This window comes from Citrobacter sp. RHB21-C05, assembly GCF_013889015.1.
GTDB lineage: Bacteria > Pseudomonadota > Gammaproteobacteria > Enterobacterales > Enterobacteriaceae > Citrobacter_A > Citrobacter_A sedlakii.
The window spans coordinates 3,951,367-3,965,765 of sequence record NZ_CP057611.1; the positions used below are offsets into that span (position 1 = coordinate 3,951,367).

A 14,399-nucleotide genomic window follows, 5' to 3' on the forward strand; every position below is an offset into this window, starting at 1 on the left:
GACACCAATCAAACGAATTAAGTGTGGATACCGTCTTATGGAGCAAAACCCGCAGTCACAGCTGAAGCTTCTTGTTACCCGTGGTAAGGAGCAAGGCTATCTGACCTATGCCGAGGTCAATGACCATCTGCCGGAAGATATCGTCGATTCAGATCAGATCGAAGATATCATCCAAATGATCAACGACATGGGTATTCAGGTGATGGAAGAAGCACCGGATGCCGATGATCTGCTGCTTGCTGAAAACACGACCAGTACCGATGAAGACGCAGAAGAAGCGGCTGCGCAGGTTCTCTCCAGCGTAGAGTCGGAAATCGGTCGCACCACCGATCCGGTGCGCATGTACATGCGCGAAATGGGCACCGTTGAACTGTTGACCCGCGAAGGCGAAATCGACATCGCAAAACGCATTGAAGACGGGATCAACCAGGTTCAGTGTTCGGTTGCGGAATACCCGGAAGCCATTACCTATCTTCTGGAACAATACGATCGCGTTGAAGCAGAAGAAGCGCGTCTGTCCGATCTGATCACCGGTTTCGTTGATCCAAACGCGGAAGAAGATCTGGCGCCTACCGCCACCCACGTCGGCTCAGAATTGTCTCAGGAAGACATGGACGACGATGAGGATGAAGATGAGGAAGACGGCGACGACGACAGCGCGGATGACGACAACAGCATCGACCCGGAACTGGCGCGCGAGAAATTCGCTGAACTGCGTACGCAGTATGAAGTGACGCGTGACACCATCAAAGCGAAAGGCCGTAGTCATGCGGATGCGCAGACCGAGATCCTCAAGCTTTCTGAAGTGTTCAAGCAGTTCCGTCTGGTACCGAAGCAGTTCGACTACCTCGTGAACAGCATGCGCGTGATGATGGACCGTGTGCGTACTCAGGAACGCCTGATCATGAAGCTCTGCGTTGAGCAGTGTAAAATGCCGAAGAAGAACTTCATCACCCTGTTCACCGGCAACGAGACCAGCGAAACCTGGTTCAACGCGGCTATCGCGATGAACAAACCGTGGTCTGAAAAGCTGCACGACGTGGCCGATGACGTTCACCGCGGCCTGCAAAAACTGCAGCAGATTGAAGAAGAGACCGGCCTGACCATCGAGCAGGTGAAAGACATCAACCGTCGTATGTCCATCGGCGAAGCAAAAGCCCGCCGTGCGAAGAAAGAGATGGTTGAAGCGAACTTACGTCTGGTTATCTCTATCGCCAAGAAATACACCAACCGTGGCCTGCAGTTCCTGGATCTGATTCAGGAAGGCAACATCGGTCTGATGAAAGCGGTAGACAAGTTTGAATACCGTCGTGGTTACAAGTTCTCCACCTATGCGACCTGGTGGATCCGTCAGGCGATCACCCGCTCTATCGCAGACCAGGCGCGCACCATCCGTATCCCGGTGCATATGATTGAGACCATCAACAAGCTCAACCGTATCTCCCGCCAGATGCTGCAAGAGATGGGGCGTGAACCGACGCCGGAAGAACTGGCCGAACGTATGCTGATGCCGGAAGACAAGATCCGTAAAGTGCTGAAGATCGCCAAAGAGCCGATCTCCATGGAAACCCCGATCGGTGACGATGAAGATTCGCATCTGGGTGATTTCATCGAGGATACCACCCTCGAGCTGCCGCTGGACTCTGCCACTACCGAGAGCCTGCGTGCTGCCACGCACGACGTTCTGGCTGGCCTGACCGCCCGTGAAGCCAAAGTGCTGCGTATGCGTTTCGGTATCGACATGAATACCGACCACACGCTGGAAGAAGTGGGTAAACAGTTTGACGTTACCCGCGAACGTATCCGTCAGATCGAAGCGAAGGCGCTGCGTAAACTACGCCACCCGAGCCGCTCTGAAGTGTTGCGTAGCTTCCTCGACGATTAATTTCGTCGACTGTATAACTGACGCCACCTTCGGGTGGCGTTTTTTTTTACTGCTCGGTAGATCCTGCATCGGGGCAATACTATCCCGCGCTACAATCCGCGGGTGATCAGCGCCTCGTCCAGCTCCCTGAATGCCTCGACCAGTTTATCCAGCGTAATGCGGCTCAGCCCGCTGGTATTGGGTAACACCCACACCTCGGTGGCGCCAATGGTGATGTCCTGTTTTCCCCATTGGACGCCCCGCTGGCTGAATCCCTGTTCAAACGCCTGCTTACCTAAAATGGCCAGCGCCTGCGGCTGATAATCTTCGATCTTCGCGATCAGATTACGCCCACCGTCATGCAGTTCTTTGCGCGTCACTTCATTCGCCTGAACCGTAGGCCTGTCGACCAGTTTAGTGACGCCGCAGCGAAAGTCTAACAGCCGTTCAGCCTCTTCCGGCTTAAGCTGGCGGTCGGTAAATCCGGCCTGATGAATCACTTTCCAGAAACGATTTGCCGGATGCGCAAACGGAAACCCCGTTCCCGCCGACGAAAGCCCGGGATTGATGCCACAGAACACCACCCGCAGCCCCGGGGCCAAAATATCCTTAACCATATTTTCTCCAGAACAATACAACACGAGAAAAGTATAACGGATTGAAAATACGTTGTTTAATAAAACAGCACCTGTGCGGTTATGGCTGGATTGCAGGAGGGAGTTACTTTATAATTCACCGCCACGGCCCCTTAGCTCAGTGGTTAGAGCAGGCGACTCATAATCGCTTGGTCGCTGGTTCAAGTCCAGCAGGGGCCACCAAATTTTAGTTTTAGAATCATATAATTAAGCCACATCATGCGACGTGGCTTTTTTTGTCTGTATCGGTCAGCGTCCCCTTTTCGTCCCCATGCTCATCTGTCTCTCAGTGATTAGCCCTTCACCGGACCATGGCGATTGAACGCTTTGCGCTTTTTTTACATACTGCTTCAATCTCGTTTGCCAATATTTTAGTCAGGATGACAATATGACGTCGTACAATGAACTGAAAGAATGTATCCGCCTTGAAGTCATTGGCCATGACAAATCCTTTTCATGGCGTAAAGCGTTACTTCGTACCCGACGCAATCAGAAGAAGCACTTCCTGTTCTGGTGGCGTATCGCTTCATGGCTCTATGGCCAGAATAGTAAGTTCAAAAAACGCATTGCCCGCAGAATTGAAAACCGCCTCAAGTACCAACATAGCGTTGATATTTCACTGTCCTGCAAAATCGGCAAGGGTTTAAACATTGCTCATCTGAACGGTATTGTCATTACTGACAACTGTGTGATTGGTGATTTCGCCGACCTGAAGCAAGGCATCACCATAGGGTTACGTACCGAGAGCGCCGACGCGATGATAGTCATTGGCGATCATGTTGATATTGGCTGTAACTCGTCCATTCTGGGCGGCAAAGTTACGATCGGAAACAATGTCACCATTGGTGCGCATTCTCTGGTGCTTCAGAACATCCCCAGCGACACCGTTTATAAAAACACGATCACGCCGGTGTATACGTCCAAACTACCGCAGACGGAATACGTGGAAAAGCAGCCTTTTGTCACTGGCAATGCGACAAAAGAAGCGTCCCGTTCCGCAGAAGCAGTGCTGTGATTTCGAAGTACGAATTTCAGTTCTCCGCAAAGCAGCCAGTGCGAAGGCCGGACTCGCACACAATGATTAATCCTTTGATTTAAAAGCAATAAAAAATAACATCTGGATAATGTACCAACATCGATACCAACACATTAAATCATTGATTTTGGGACTCGAATCGGGGCAAAACCAAGGAGTTGATCCAACCAGATTCTAACATGATGACAGCATCCCCGATTAATGCTTCTCCAAAATATCATTCATCCGTTCGTTGAATTCGCTTAATACCTCGGGTTCTGTTTGCATCGTCAATTATCCATAAAAGCAAACACGCCTGCCGTAAGTGGCAGGCGTGTTATGCGATGAATAAGAAGAGTAGAAAGCGCGTAGGTAAAAATCAGGAATGAAACTCGCAGAATTTACTTATTCATCAGCCCGGTAGCTCTTCTGGCTCTGAGAATATCTGTAGCGGTTACAAATGGTGTCTGCTCCTGCCACGTAAACCCCTTGCGATCAGTGCGTACCAGTTCATAACGTTCCACCAGGAAATTCACCGCATCAGCAAGCGTGATACCCGCCTCGATATGTTCCTTGATGGCCGCATCATCATGGAATGGTGTGTCGTTGAGCGTCAGGCCGTAATGGTGCTCCAGCAGATACGTTAACAATTGCTGCCAGACCTGCACGGGCGACAGGCGTGACGAAACCGGCATCGTGGCCGGTACAGTTGAGATTTGCATATGTTGAGTCTCTTAAATAAAGGAACGGAAGATTTGAAGGCTTACAAAGCTGAGATGCTGCTGAAGATCAGTCTTTAACCTGATTTGAGGGATAAATTGCCATATACACGTGCCCATGACTGCCCAGCGTATCTGCTTCACAAGTCAACCCGTTACGGTACAGTGTGACACAGTGCGCGTACCGGGGATTCAGCTCGCAGGAGAGCAGCATCAGCTCCAGATATGCGACAAAATGCGGGAAGGCTTCATTCAGTTGTAAGGTCTGCACCTCACTGAATGAGCCGGTGAATCCTGCCCGGTTAGCCAGAAAATGCAGGCGATGACCTTCCTGCACCAGTCGGGCTCCGAAACACGGAGTGATATCTCGTCTAAGCCCCCAGGTTGGTGTAGCGTCTTTATACATAATTTTATTCCTGTTAAAGAAGACCATGTTCGGCGAATGAGAATATTTGCCTGCCGCCGACTATCAGGTGGTCGGGGACCCGGATCTCCACCAGCATCAACGCCTGTACCAGCCGTTGGGTGATGGCTTTGTCTGCCTGGCTCGGAGCAACCTCTCCTGAGGGGTGGTTATGGGCAAATATCACTGCTGCAGCGTTAAAGTACAGGGCGCGTTTCACCACCTCGCGGGGATGAACTTCAGTGTGGCTGAGGGTGCCGGTAAAAAGCGTTTCGTGGGCAAGCAACTGGTTCTGGTTATTGAGGTACAGCACGATAAATTCTTCGCGCTCAAGGGTTCCCATCTTCAGCCTGAGCCAGTCGCGAGCAGCCTGCGTGGAAGTAAACGCCACACCGGGTTCGCGCAGGTGCTGGTCAAGCAGACTCAGGGCTCGTTTGATGGTGCGCAGTGAGGTCAATGGCAACTCCGGTGTAAAGAGAGTCAGTTGTTTGTCCATGACAAAACCCCTTAATCAATGATGGCAAGAATGGCATGGGATTCAGGGTGCTGCAGAGCGTAATCCCGCAGTCGGTAATAGTGTTCAGTCATGGCATCGCATTCGGTGCGACAGGCGTGATGGCTGTATTCAATCAGGCAGACTGCGATACCTGCGGCTTCCACGCTCATTTGCGCACCATTGCCGTTCATGCCGTTGAACAGATGCCATTTATCGTCAACGTCAGCATCAGGGGCCATAAACGCGCCGCCATTGCTGAGCGTGTAAAAGGACCAGATACCACCGCTGCACTCATCACAGAAGCGGTCCATCCAGGCGAAAATACGTGGTTCCAGCGTTATCCACTGCGCAATAGAACCAAAGTGTTGTGGCCAGAAGCCGATACGTTGTTCATCGGGTACAGCTGTAGCGGTGATAATCAACTGTGGCTCGTTAGCCAGGATGAGGGTGTGTTGTGTCATGGTGTTCTCCGGGAATAAAATCGCCAGCAACTCAGGCTGGCGTGATGGGGAATAAATGATGTGGTGTGAAGCGTGATGCCGCGTTAAGTACGCGTTCAATTAGAGTGCTGAGGGCTGCTTTATAATGCTGTACTGCCGGATATAAAGGTTAAGCCCAGCTCCGCCGTCAGGTTCAAAGTTCCATGCCCGCCAGACCATCAGGCCTTCGGGGTCACGAACCACTAGTCGGAAGTGACTACCCTGGTCGTCTTCAATGGTGATATTGCGATACGTTACCATGACAACTTCCGCTTGTATCCGGGTGAACGGTCCCGGTGGCAGCAACACTGATGGGGACATTTGCAGGCTCCTGATAAAGGAAAACCCCGGCAGCCTGGTGGCTGTCGGGGTTAGTTTGCGGGGGAAGATGCGGCTGTCAGTCGTTACTGCAGTCTCCGGGAATGGGTAGAACTTTCTCTGCGTTCTTCAGGTCCACAGTGAAAGTCCCCGCTTTACGGTCATTGACGTAAACGTCAAACTGCCCGGTCTTACGGATATCCATGATGAAGTCAAACCAGGCGTTATCGCCGTTACGCCATCCAAGTGTTGAGGGAACGGCATATTGCTTATGGTCCATCACCACGGTGATGTCAGTATTGTCATCATGTGAGCTGACCGTTTTGTCCCCAGCAAGGGTAAGAAAGACTGAATGCTGATAGAAACCATTCTGGTCCGGGTTTCCTGTGCAGTTGATGGTAAAGGTCTGCCCGTTAGCATCCGTGACGCTGTATTCCGTATTGCCCTGACCGTAACCCTGCTGCCAGAGCCCCGGGATCGCAGAGGCATTAAAGCTGGCGAGCAGTACACCCGCCAGCATAAATCGGCTTAGTGAACGTATTGTCATTTCTCTCTCCTTTATCATTGTTTTTATTCCTGATTGTCAGGGTTCGAGGGTATCAGCAGTCGACCCATCAGTTTGCCGTCATGGGCGTACTCAAAGTATCTTTCTTTGGTATACGGGTCCGTAACCTCGTGGTATTCCAGTTTGATATTGTCGGCAATACAAAGCGCATTCATCAGCGGCTGGACGGTTTTTTCCTGCATATCCACGAGGTAGTAGTAACTACCGCCCTCGCAGCCATCGGGCGACTCACGGGTACGTAAGACCTGCAGGGTGAGACCTGATGAAAAGCCAACCTGTGACCATTCTTCGCTGACATCATCCTGCCGACTGACCACATCGCTGAAGCGCGGAGGCGTGAGGTCCTTAAATTTACTGATAGCTTTCAGGTCATCACTCCTGTCATCGCAGGCGCTCAGAAACAGAGTGGTGGCAACCATCGCCATCAGAGGTAGTGTTTTACATTTCATTATTTTTTCCCTGAAATCAGACGTACCACTTTGGCAAATACATAAATGCCGACGAAAATACCCACCGGCACGCCGACGAACGGTGTCAGCGCGACACTGGCAGCACCGGCTGCGCCACCTCCCGTCAGCAGTGCGGCAACAGTGGCAAGGGTCAGGGCCGCGAGACTGTCGGACACCCCGGTTTTATTCAGAATGATGACGATGACAACAATGGCGATAATGGCAATAACGGGCATAGGGCTCCTCCCTGTTGCCGGGTTGATAACAACGCTTGCGCTATTCTGGTGAGCTGTCGGCCGGAACAAACGTAAGCAGTGACTGCTGGATAAAGCGAAAATGGGGTAAGGACTGAATAAAGCCCGGGTCTTCAACAAGACGACACAGACTGTCGTTACGCCGGAAAGTCTCCTGCAGGGGCTGAACCAGATGGATTTCATCCAAGGAGAATACGGCGATATGTCCGTCGTGCTCTGCCACCAGATACCAGGCCTGCTGGTGGATGAGTAACCGACAGGGAGCCAGCCGCTCACAGCGCTGCTCCTCGGCAATCAGCGTTACCCGCCTGCGCCCGGTAATGGCCTGAATTAGTCGCCAGAAAGACAATGCGCCTGTTGGCGAAGGAACAGGACTGGCGGGTGCTATAACGCAGGGAGACTCATCGCACATCAGCAGTGCGTTCACCAGGCGGCGGTCAAAGCCAGGAAAAAGACCGGCCATCCCGCTGCGATGGGCAAAGATAAGCACGTCGGGCACCATCTGCGTCTCACTGCCCGCTGTGCGTAAGCGGCAATATCCGGACTGATACTCCAGGTCCAGATACATCAGCCGCTCACGAAAATCACGCCGCAGCGTGCGCACCGACACACCAAACTCAGCGGCCAGCTTACGCACACTCAGCGTTTCCCCCGCCACCAGACGGCTGATTATCAGTGACAGTCTGACAGCCAGCCGGTCATGGCGGCGTTCTGCCTGTGTCATGAGACGTTCTCCGTGGAAGTTAACTGACTGAAAATGATGTGATTACTTTAAATAAGGGGGCGGACAGGGTATGGACATCACAGAAACTATTTTTTATTTCTGCAAAAGCCAGATGTAGCGGGGGTTACAAGCCATCCCCCGGTGAGTGAGGACCACCAGCACGTTGCAATGCGGACAGGTGGTGTCCGATATTAACAACGTGGCAACATGAAACGCTTATTGCAGCTGCGTGAGCATCGCTTCCGCCATCACCCATAGTGCCCGGTTAAGTTTCACGTCCCCGTCAATACCACGAACGGCACGGGTATGTGACCGTCCTCCTTTGGCGTTACGCCCACTGAGACCGCCCTTAATCAGGTTCTCCTGAATACGCTGGTAGGTGGTCCACAGGTCATTGCTCTCATCCTGCCAGCGACGTGGGGACAGTATCTGCGATTCAGTCACCGGCTGGTGGTCTTCACCGAACCGGTACGTGAGTGCAGCTTTTGCCAGTGCCTGCTGCGCCGGTGATGGCAACAGCAACGACTGCATGGCATCCCGTTTCTCCTCCACCCGGTCAAAAATCCCCAGTACCTCATACGCCCCTTCTATTACCTGACTTACCACGTCCCCCTTGTGCGGCACCCGCACCTCCCCAAACGACTCACCGCAGACAAGACCGTTTTGGCACACAGCCCTGAACAGGCCAGGCAACATCTGGTAAGAGCTGGTGCCATCATGGGAGTTAAGCAGAATGATTTCCGGGACCTGTTTACCGGTGATCTGTCCCTCCCGGCGCAGACGCAACATGTGCTTTGTGTGCTCACGACGCGCCGGGTCACGCACACGGGTTTGACAGGCAAAGAACGGCTGGAAGCCTTCCCGCTGCAGGCTGTCGAGCAGGGAGATGGTGGGTATGTATGTGTAGCGTTCACTACGGGACTCGTGTTTGTCCTGGCTGAATACGCTGGGCACCACGCGAAACAGCTCCTCACGGGTTAACGGACGGTCACGACGGATAAGATTTGCGGCGCTAAAGCGCGAAGCCAGACGGGTCATAAGCAGACTCCTCATAACGGGAAAACAAATAAAGAAATCCCCGTCGCATCGGCGACAGGGATAGGGAAATAACAGGGATGGGTTAAATACTCAGAAGAAGAAATCCCAGACGGCGCGGGCCACTGACACCACGGTGGTGCGCATGGCCTGAATGACGGCCCGCACTGGGGCGGGTATCAGGGGAAAGGCACTGATGCTATCGAGTACAGCACCGACGGTTTCACCAAAATCGCTACGAGCCTGCTCCCGGACTACCGTCGTGCGAAAGGAAGACTGTAGTTGCGACACCACCGGGCTGGTAGCTTCGCGTGGCAGACACTTAATCATCCGCTCGGCCATCACCCGCAGTCCCCACTGCAGTCGGACAGACACCGCACATACTGGATGCACAGGCTGGAACAGCTCATGCAGCAGAAAGATTTTGCGGCTGATATTCTGCTTCTGCGCCGTAGACAATGGTCCCCCACCGCTGGTGGGTTCGGCCTTGTCCGACTGGCTGATAACAAACAGCACTTTATGCCGGTATACCTCACCAATCACCTGATGATAAAAGTGTTCATCCACTGCCAGCGCCCGGTCATCGGCCTTAATCAGCCACAGCACCAGGTCGAGGCGAGAAAGCTGTTCTCGGTACAGCGCAGCATACTCGGTATCGCGAACGCCACTTTCGCCCACACCGGGTAAATCCACGACGGTCATATAGCGCTCGCCAACCTGCAGGCGAAATCGCAAAGGTTCACGGGTGCAGGCAGCCACATCGCTGACCGGTGATATATCTCCAGCAAACAGGGCATTGCACAGACTACTCTTCCCCACCCCGGTTTTACCCATAATGCCGATCACTGGCTCGTAGCGGGTTAACTGATTTATCTGCTGCAATATACGCTCAGACACCCATTGCGGTAGGCCGGAAAGAGTATGGTTTAGTGACTTTAAACCTCGTGGGTTATTCATGATTACTCCTGCAATAAATAAAACTAAAACGGCAGAACCGTGAAGTCCTGCCGTTATGCTGGTATATTCATGAAAATGATATATATCTGAATATGTTTTGAATGATGATTTTCTATTGAATCATCCTAAATACTTCCAGTACTCGTAAGGAAGGTTAATGGTGGTTTTAGGAGGATATAGTTGATTAGGCAACGCTTTATCGATGTGCAAAGCTGCAACAAAAACAACCCCATCCCGAAAGGCCGCAACAGGAACCCATGAAAGATACGCTGTATGCAGATACTTCTTATTTCTCTGCATGTATTCATTAATTCCAATATTGCAAAAATCAATAGCGCGAACGTAGCAGATTGATTGGATATCAAACAAATACTTGTCAACAATGAAGAATGGAATTGTTATCTGGATTAAATCGAACTCAAACTTTTCAACAGGATGCTTTTTTATACATAAGTAAACATATTTAGATATACCATCATCTTCTGGCATATGAACTTCAATATTTTCTTCTATCTTTGCCTTAAATTCTTTTTTGTAAGAATCCCATTCATCAAACATTGGAAGAGAAAAGGACATTATTGGTTCAGATCGAATACGAAAAACAAGTTTCTCAGACAGCAGATGAAGATACTTCAGCGTGGAATCATCTTTATGCTGCTGCGTTTCGAAGTGACGAACCTCATGATAAAACATGCTAAAAAGCCTGCTTTCAACCTCCTGAGTAATTCTATTTTGATATGTCACAAAATCAAGAATAGGTGCAGTAGATCGTAATAACTCACATATTACTTTCGAACGTGACGTGCCATTGGATTCGGCATACCTGTCGATTGAGTTAATCGTTAAATTATCATCGGTATTAAATGTTATTCTCTTTATCATAATTGTTATGCATTTTGTTGATTATGCATAACAACATATCACAGGGGCCAGTAAAGCGCCAGATCGCACTGCAATACATCAGATTTCACGCACACATTTCTTCCTATGTAAGGCCACCATGCGAACCTGCGATAGAATCCTTGAAACCATCTGTTCTTACTGAATTAAGGTTAATTAGTATTATCACCCGGAGTTAACCATCCCCCTCCTGTAATCAATGCTCATCCCTGTATAAAAAATACATCACACATCTATCTATTGAACCCCATTTAGTTTGAGGATAGATAATGAAAGAACCCTACAATGCCAACCCTAATTACCCTATGCATTGTTTTCTTCTCGAAGATATAAACCACCACCTGGATGAAATGTTTGAGCGTTATTCACGCTTACTGGCTTTTCGTATGGATTTTGGCTGGAAACAAGGAAGTGAACGCTCGCAGCGTAATCTCATGGATGAGATTGAGGGCGAGATACAGCATCTGATGGATATAGTATTTGGCCGAAAGATGGTTATTGGGTACTACTGGGTAATTGAATACAGACAACGTAAGGGGTTGCATGTGCATGCCATGTTTTATCTTGATGGGCAGAAGCATCGGAAATTTTATCCGACCTCGCGTGCGATAGGGGAAGAATGGCGCAGATTGACTGACGATGAAGGTCTCTTTCATCTGTGTTCCAAGAAAAAGCATTTCGTTGCGAGTTCCGGAACGATAGTGGATCACCGCAATAGGCAAGCAGTAGATGAACTACGTTACGTAATCAGTTACTTAGCCAAATCTGAGCAGAAGTCACGAGGGGTTATTGCAGGCATGAATGCTATACCACCACGAAGCCGTAGAGGCAGGCCCAGGAAGGAGTAGCGACTGGTAAACATTGAGCCGAAGTTTTTTTACAACAGAAGCCATTGATGTGGGGGAGCTGACGGTAATGATTGGTTTACTAACAGCTCCGGTTATTCATCCTTAACCGGAACACATCAACATGTATACAAAACCTGCACTACTTGAAGATCAATTCATTGATATGAAATTCATTACCCAGCTTACTGGCCTGAGCGATAAATGGTTCTATAAGCTGATACAGGATGGGGCATTCCCTAAACCAATTAAGCTGGGCAGAGCTTCCCGGTGGTTAAAGAGCGACTTGGAAGAATGGTTATATTACCGTATTTACGAATCCAGAAATTAATCTGTTCTTATTCCAGCCTGCTTTAAAATCGCAATATTAAATGTCAACGCATCAGGTGCCGGCCCTTCAGAGACGGGTTACGCCTGTCTGCAGGAGTCTGATTATGTCTCCCAAATCCTTTATCGCTCTCGATGGCAATGGTCATCTGATCGGTGCCAAAATGGTGCAGACTGAATCGCCACGGATAATCTAGACACTTCCGAGCCGTTGATAATACTGGTTTTCATATTCTGTCGGTGACATCTGTTCGCTAGAACCATGCCGACGCTTACTGTTATAAAACATTTCGATGTAATCAAAAATATCGCTGCGGGCTTCTTCCCGCGTTCCGTAGATTTTTTTCTTTATCCGTTCACGTTTCAACAACTGGAAAAAGCTTTCTGCAACCGCATTATCATGGCAGTTACCGCGACGGCTCATGCTGCCCTCCAGGCCGTGTGATTTCAGGAACGACTGCCACTCATGGCTTGTGTACTGACTGCCCTGATCCGAATGAACCAGCACCTGTTTTTGGGGATTACGCCGCCATACAGCCATCAGCAGTGCGTTCAGGACAATGTCCTTTGTCATCCGGGATTGTATGGACCAGCCGATAATTTTGCGTGAGAACAGATCAACAACCACGGCAAGATACAGCCAGCCTTCGTGGGTCCTGATGTAGGTTATGTCCGTTACCCAACTCTCATCCGGAGCATCCGGATTGAACTGTCGCTGGAGCCTGTTGGGCGACACGATACTGGCCTCGCCTTTACGTGCCCGCGGGCTCCGGTATCCGACCTGAGCCTTTATCCCGACACGTTTCATCAGTCGCCAGACTCTGTTCACTCCGCACTGTTGCCCGCTGTCCCGCAGATCCAAATGGATTTTGCGATAACCATAGACGCATCCCGATTCCAGCCAGAACTGTTTAATCTGCCCTGTCAGCCTCAGGTCTGCCTGATGGCGTTGTGAATGCGGCTGCTGAAGCCAGGCGTAAAAACCACTGGGATGAACATCCAGCACCCGACAGAGCAGGCGAACAGGCCAGCAACAGGTGTTGTCACGGATAAAGGCGTACCTCAGTCGGACAGCTTTGCGAAGTACGCCGCGGCTTTTTTTAATATGTCCCGTTCGTCGGTAACCCGCTTCAGCTCTTTCTGGAGACGGCGGATCTCGGCCTGAGCATCTGACTCTTCTTTATTAGTGGAAGAATCTGGACCGTACTTCTTTATCCAGGCGTAAAGGCTGTGGGTGGTGATATCGAGACGTGTTGCAACGCTGGCAACAGAATAACCGCGATCAACAACCTGTTTGACTGCTTCAATTTTAAACTCTTCGGGATAACGCTTACCGCTCATGGGCACCTCTCTTTAAGCCATCTTAAATGACTCTGAGGTGTCTGTTAAACCCGTGGCGATTCAGACAACCCACTACGACCGCTATACCTGCCATCTCTACAACAGCGCATTGCAATACCATCCTGAATACGACACTGAATGTCCATGGTTTGGACATACCTAACTGTAGCTTACAAGCAACAGTCCTATGTGAGGCTCGACGCCTGCGCCGTTTCCTCACCAATGCCACTCCCGAGGTCAGTAAAGTCGACTGGCACTGTACACAATGTGCCACTGACTACTTGTGAATGTTATTGCCTAGCATGCTGAACCGGAGACTTAAATCAGCCAACAGGAGGAGTATCATGGGGCCAATGCCAAAAACAACCTGATTTGGATACGACCGAAATAATTTTGCCTATCCAATAGAGTGTTAATAGCTAACTCAGAAAAGCTAGGAAATCGTGCTTCTTATTGTTACTGTATAACAAAAAAATGAGGTCACCATGAAAACTACGCTATACAAAGATTTCACCTTTGAAGCCGCACATCGACTGCCCAACGTGCCTGATGGCCATAAGTGCGGACGCTTACACGGACACTCTTTTGTGGTTCGCCTTGAAATCACAGGCGAAGTAGATAATCACACCGGGTGGATTATCGATTTCGCCGAACTGAAAGCAATTTTTAAACCCACGCTAGATAAGTTGGACCACTATTATCTCAACGACATCTCCGGCTTAGAAAACCCAACCAGTGAAGTACTAGCAGAATGGATTTGGAATCAGGTTAAGCCACAACTGCCTATCCTTAGCGCAGTGGTAGTGAAAGAAACTTGTACAGCTGGTTGTATTTATCGCGGCGAATAAGCACACGTTTAGATGGCTGGTTGCAACTCCGCCAGCCCTGCTATCTCGTATTGATGTATAAAAGCTGAAAATGAAAAAAGTTTAATCTTTAACAAAATCAACAATATATTCACACCAACTTTGGTAGTTGAAAATACGAATTTAATCCCCCCTGAAGATCCATAATCATTTGACTCACATACATTTTTCACTTGAATGTGGTGCTATCTCATTTTTACCTTTTTT

Annotated in this window: 20 protein-coding genes and 1 tRNA gene; 7 read left to right on the plus strand and 14 right to left on the minus strand. The window is 50.0% G+C overall.

Annotated features, from left to right (window positions below; genetic code table 11):
* The first annotated feature begins 37 nt into the window (after positions 1-37).
* Positions 38-1,885 carry an RNA polymerase sigma factor RpoD gene (rpoD, locus tag HVX72_RS18820; RefSeq protein WP_042289358.1) on the plus strand — a complete coding sequence of 616 codons (1,848 nt, stop codon included), beginning with the start codon at positions 38-40 and terminating at the stop codon, positions 1,883-1,885.
* An 89-nt stretch (positions 1,886-1,974) separates the two neighbouring features.
* Here the strand turns inward: rpoD and mug are convergent, their stop codons facing one another.
* The gene (mug, locus tag HVX72_RS18825; protein ID WP_060570862.1) at positions 1,975-2,481 is read right to left on the minus strand and encodes a G/U mismatch-specific DNA glycosylase; all 507 of its coding nucleotides are present in this window, start codon (positions 2,479-2,481) and stop codon (positions 1,975-1,977) included.
* 125 nt (positions 2,482-2,606) lie between these two features.
* On the opposite strand from mug, the gene HVX72_RS18830 reads away from it, so the two are divergent.
* Together HVX72_RS18830 and HVX72_RS18835 are read left to right on the plus strand one after the other, a co-directional pair.
* Positions 2,607-2,682, plus strand: a tRNA-Ile gene (locus HVX72_RS18830).
* A 205-nt stretch (positions 2,683-2,887) separates the two neighbouring features.
* Positions 2,888-3,514 carry a serine acetyltransferase gene (locus tag HVX72_RS18835; RefSeq protein WP_181822089.1) on the plus strand — a complete coding sequence of 209 codons (627 nt, stop codon included), beginning with the start codon at positions 2,888-2,890 and terminating at the stop codon, positions 3,512-3,514.
* 401 nt (positions 3,515-3,915) lie between these two features.
* Here HVX72_RS18835 and HVX72_RS18840 read toward each other — a convergent pair whose 3' ends face one another.
* From HVX72_RS18840 to HVX72_RS18895, 12 genes are all read right to left on the minus strand, one after another.
* Positions 3,916-4,236 (minus strand): TA system toxin CbtA family protein, encoded by a 321-nt coding sequence (locus HVX72_RS18840; RefSeq protein WP_053266278.1) that lies wholly within the window; start codon positions 4,234-4,236, stop codon positions 3,916-3,918.
* Positions 4,237-4,303: 67 nt separating this feature from the next.
* A complete protein-coding gene (locus HVX72_RS18845) occupies positions 4,304-4,639 on the minus strand; it encodes a type IV toxin-antitoxin system YeeU family antitoxin (RefSeq protein ID WP_105607669.1) in 336 nt (111 codons plus the stop codon).
* 13 nt (positions 4,640-4,652) lie between these two features.
* Entirely contained in the window at positions 4,653-5,132 is a 480-nt protein-coding gene (gene radC / locus HVX72_RS18850; protein WP_053266275.1) for a DNA repair protein RadC, read from the minus strand.
* A gap of 11 nt (positions 5,133-5,143) precedes the next feature.
* Complete coding sequence (locus HVX72_RS18855) at positions 5,144-5,593, minus strand: antirestriction protein (RefSeq protein ID WP_181822090.1); 450 nt, start codon at positions 5,591-5,593, stop codon at positions 5,144-5,146.
* A gap of 99 nt (positions 5,594-5,692) precedes the next feature.
* On the minus strand, positions 5,693-5,932 hold the full coding sequence (locus HVX72_RS18860) for a DUF905 domain-containing protein (RefSeq protein ID WP_053266273.1): 240 nt from the start codon (positions 5,930-5,932) through the stop codon (positions 5,693-5,695).
* A 76-nt stretch (positions 5,933-6,008) separates the two neighbouring features.
* Positions 6,009-6,476 (minus strand): protein YkfB, encoded by a 468-nt coding sequence (gene ykfB / locus HVX72_RS18865; protein WP_053266281.1) that lies wholly within the window; start codon positions 6,474-6,476, stop codon positions 6,009-6,011.
* A 23-nt stretch (positions 6,477-6,499) separates the two neighbouring features.
* Entirely contained in the window at positions 6,500-6,943 is a 444-nt protein-coding gene (locus HVX72_RS18870; protein ID WP_047620715.1) for a YfjS/YafY family lipoprotein, read from the minus strand.
* Entirely contained in the window at positions 6,943-7,179 is a 237-nt protein-coding gene (gene ypjK, locus HVX72_RS18875; protein ID WP_001144031.1) for a protein YpjK, read from the minus strand. The genes HVX72_RS18870 and ypjK overlap by 1 nt, the downstream gene beginning before the upstream one ends.
* A gap of 40 nt (positions 7,180-7,219) precedes the next feature.
* Complete coding sequence (locus HVX72_RS18880; protein ID WP_047620708.1) at positions 7,220-7,921, minus strand: WYL domain-containing protein; 702 nt, start codon at positions 7,919-7,921, stop codon at positions 7,220-7,222.
* Positions 7,922-8,137: 216 nt separating this feature from the next.
* Positions 8,138-8,959 (minus strand): DUF932 domain-containing protein, encoded by an 822-nt coding sequence (locus HVX72_RS18885; protein WP_181822091.1) that lies wholly within the window; start codon positions 8,957-8,959, stop codon positions 8,138-8,140.
* 90 nt (positions 8,960-9,049) lie between these two features.
* Complete coding sequence (locus HVX72_RS18890; RefSeq protein WP_053266272.1) at positions 9,050-9,913, minus strand: GTPase family protein; 864 nt, start codon at positions 9,911-9,913, stop codon at positions 9,050-9,052.
* Positions 9,914-10,033: 120 nt separating this feature from the next.
* A complete protein-coding gene (locus HVX72_RS18895) occupies positions 10,034-10,606 on the minus strand; it encodes a hypothetical protein (protein ID WP_047620703.1) in 573 nt (190 codons plus the stop codon).
* Between the two features lie 476 nt (positions 10,607-11,082).
* Between HVX72_RS18895 and HVX72_RS18900 the strand changes: the two genes are divergently transcribed.
* Both HVX72_RS18900 and HVX72_RS18905 read left to right on the plus strand, forming a co-directional pair.
* The gene (locus HVX72_RS18900) at positions 11,083-11,661 is read left to right on the plus strand and encodes an inovirus-type Gp2 protein (protein WP_052318339.1); all 579 of its coding nucleotides are present in this window, start codon (positions 11,083-11,085) and stop codon (positions 11,659-11,661) included.
* 121 nt (positions 11,662-11,782) lie between these two features.
* Positions 11,783-11,989 (plus strand): AlpA family transcriptional regulator, encoded by a 207-nt coding sequence (locus HVX72_RS18905; RefSeq protein ID WP_053266270.1) that lies wholly within the window; start codon positions 11,783-11,785, stop codon positions 11,987-11,989.
* A 189-nt stretch (positions 11,990-12,178) separates the two neighbouring features.
* On the opposite strand, the gene HVX72_RS18910 is transcribed toward HVX72_RS18905, so the two are convergent.
* A protein-coding gene (locus HVX72_RS18910) for an IS3 family transposase (RefSeq protein ID WP_096755719.1) occupies positions 12,179-13,326 on the minus strand; the annotation gives its coding sequence in 2 pieces (ribosomal slippage) (positions 12,179-13,089 and positions 13,089-13,326; 1,149 coding nt in all).
* A 37-nt stretch (positions 13,327-13,363) separates the two neighbouring features.
* Here HVX72_RS18910 and HVX72_RS22305 point away from each other — a divergent pair.
* Both HVX72_RS22305 and queD read left to right on the plus strand, forming a co-directional pair.
* Positions 13,364-13,489, plus strand: coding sequence for a hypothetical protein (locus tag HVX72_RS22305; RefSeq protein WP_256436153.1), 126 nt, complete (start codon positions 13,364-13,366; stop codon positions 13,487-13,489).
* 322 nt (positions 13,490-13,811) lie between these two features.
* Positions 13,812-14,174, plus strand: a complete 363-nt coding sequence (gene queD / locus HVX72_RS18920; protein WP_047053975.1) for a 6-carboxytetrahydropterin synthase QueD — start codon at positions 13,812-13,814, stop codon at positions 14,172-14,174.
* Positions 14,175-14,399 lie beyond the last annotated feature (225 nt).